A 2,798-nucleotide genomic window follows, 5' to 3' on the forward strand; every position below is an offset into this window, starting at 1 on the left:
TGTGTCCATCTGTGTCCATCTGTGGTTAATTATTCTTTTTTTTGGAATGAATGCAAGAAGTCTATTCATTTTTTTAGACTTTTTTTTCCAAGAAGTCTAATGATAGTCATTAGGGTAAGCAGGATGCCCACCCTATAATGTCACGGCTAGGCAGAGGTCTATGGGGTCTTGGCTAAAAATATTAATCTAACCTTGCTGAACTTTTTTGATTAAAACTACTATTTCTTGATGTTCCGCAGTCTGCCCTTGATTAAAAAAGAGTCCAGCAGCTTTTTGTAAATCTTCTATAGCCCCTGAATTATCTCCCATTTCTATACGAGTTAGACCTCGAAACTTATAAGCTTTTGCATAATCAGATTTGAAACGAATTGCCTGAGCGTAATCTTTAAGAGCTTCTTCATATCTATTTAATCCGGCATACGCAAGACCTCTAAAAGCGTATGCAGGAATATATTTTGAATGGAGTGCAATAGCACGATTTAAAACTCTAACTGCATAATCGTAATTTTTCAGCTTTACATAAGCAACTCCAAGTTGGAAATGAGCTTGAGGTATTGAAGAATCGATGTACAGCACCCGCTTGTAATCCTCAATAGCTCCTTTTACATCTCCAAGTGCCTCACGAGAGATGCCTCTGTTGCTATAAACAGCAGCAGCAGATGGAGCTAGGCGAAGTGCTTGATTGTAATCTTCTATTGCTCTTTTGTCGTCTCCCAGCAAAGCAAATGCATAACCTCGCTGCCCGTAAGACACAACATCATTTGGATTCAGAGACAACGCCTGATTGTATTGCTGAATTGCCCCCTCAAAGTCTCCTTGTTGTAGCTTGCGATCTCCTTGCCTATTCGGAGAATTGCTAAAAAACAGATCGAATATCTCTCTCATAGTATGGTTACAAAGACTTTTGCTCTTGCTCGAATCTAACCTTTGCTCTTAAAGCCGTCCTCAGCAAATTACCGGAAACTATTGTTGAGATTGAGTAAAATTACCCTAAAATTTTTATCCCAGTAACCCAGCGCATTTATTATGCACAGCGGTGCTTTTCGCGCAATAACAAACTAGAGTCAATCTTTTCCACACTCGCACAACCACTCAGCGCCATAGCCACATCTAGCTCATCTCGCAGAATTTCGATCGCATGAGCAACACCAGCTTCTCCTGCTACGGCTAATCCCCATAACACAGGACGTCCCAAAAGTACAGCTTTTGCTCCCAATGCTAAAGCTTTAAGAATATCAGTACCTCTGCGAATACCTCCATCCAACAACACTTCAGCGCGTCCATCCACAGCTTCTACCACTTCAGCTAAAGCGTCAAGAGATGCGATCGCTCCATCTAATTGACGACCGCCATGATTAGACACAACAATAGCTTTAGCTCCACACTCCACGGCACGAGCCGCATCATCTCCCCGTAAAATTCCTTTCAGTACCAAGGGAAGCGGACATAAAGACTCAAGCCATTCCAAATCATCCCAGGTTACAGCAGGGTTAAGTTGCTCGGCAACATAAGTAAACAATCCAGATTCCCCCTGTTCGTGGGGAATGTTCAACCCCGAGAGAGTTGTCAGATTAGCCAGTTGCATACCTACTGGCAAAGCAAACTCATTCCGTTTGTCTCGTTCGCGTCGTCCCAACACAGGAGCGTCTACAGTGATACAAAGTGCTTTATAGCCTGCAGCATAAGCCCTTTCTACCAAAGCACGAGTTAATCCCCTGTCTTTATGTATATAAAGCTGGAACCATTGCGGAGTATGAAGATTTGTGTCGTGACACACTGCCGCCACTTCCTCTATACTTTTGGTAGAAAGAGTACTCAACACCATGCCAACACCAGCGGATGCTGCTGCTCTTGCCGTGGCAACTTCTCCTTGTGGATTGGCAAGACATTGAAATGCCATCGGAGCAATAAACAGAGGCATTTCCAGCGGTTGACCTAAGACTTTGGTTGCTAGGTTGCGATCGCTCACATCTACTAGCACTCGCGGACGAAGCTTAAATCTTTCAAAAGCAGCCCGGTTATCCCGCAATGTCACTTCATCCCAAGCACCGCTAGCATAGTAGTCCAAAGCCATTTGAGACAGGCACTTAGTAGCTAACTGTTCGTATTCAAATAAGTTCAGCGGTTTAAACGATTTTACTTTTTCCATCGCCGTGCCAATCTCAAAGATGCACAAGTCTCTGTTGGACTGTAGACCATTTTTGCAATTAAAAACCCAGTTTCTCACAAAAACTGGGTTGATCTGAATCAGATTCAAAAATAATTACAGATAGACACAAATGCACACAAACGGTTTGGTGTGCATCTGGAGTTGCTTATTTCTTATTTAATAGGGAAAACTTGGCACCTTAGATTTTGCATTGTTTGAGGACACCGTAGTCTGTACTGCTTCAGTGCGTTGATTTTTGAAAGTTAAAATGACAGACAATAATTTGGGAAAAGCAATACAAGCGACAGCGTTTATCAACGTTAGGAATAGACCTTCCATCAAACCCATAGATAATTCCCCTCTTCATAAAGATGCTTTTTATATTTTATTATTTTTACAGAAAATTCATTAAAACGAGTGAAAAGAAAAATTGGATTTTCTTATTTTGTCTATAAGTTACTGTTAATATCAATTTTTCTTACTATAACCATAGAGTTTATGAGTACTTTATAAATAACCCAATCAGTTATTAATTATCAAAAGACTTATTTCAAAAGTATGATAAATAAATGTTTATAAGTTCAGATCTTGCACGCAACAAGAGCCAGAGGCTCTAATATCTCGTTACCAGGTTGAACCTGGTAACGAG

Annotated in this window: 2 protein-coding genes; both read right to left on the bottom strand. The window is 41.0% G+C overall.

Annotation, left to right across the window (positions count from 1 at the left end):
• Positions 1 to 186: 186 nt before the first annotated feature.
• On the bottom strand, positions 187 to 885 hold the full coding sequence (locus tag AACT52_RS10420; RefSeq protein ID WP_083630837.1) for a tetratricopeptide repeat protein: 699 nt from the start codon (positions 883 to 885) through the stop codon (positions 187 to 189).
• A gap of 139 nt (positions 886 to 1,024) precedes the next feature.
• Positions 1,025 to 2,149: an alpha-hydroxy acid oxidase gene (locus AACT52_RS10425; RefSeq protein ID WP_073636628.1), complete on the bottom strand. Its 1,125-nt coding sequence runs from the start codon at positions 2,147 to 2,149 to the stop codon at positions 1,025 to 1,027.
• Between the last annotated feature and the right edge of the window lie 649 nt (positions 2,150 to 2,798).

Origin of the sequence: Scytonema sp. HK-05, assembly GCF_963872035.1 — a bacterium.
In the GTDB taxonomy this organism is placed as follows: Bacteria; Cyanobacteriota; Cyanobacteriia; order Cyanobacteriales; family Nostocaceae; genus Kalymmatonema.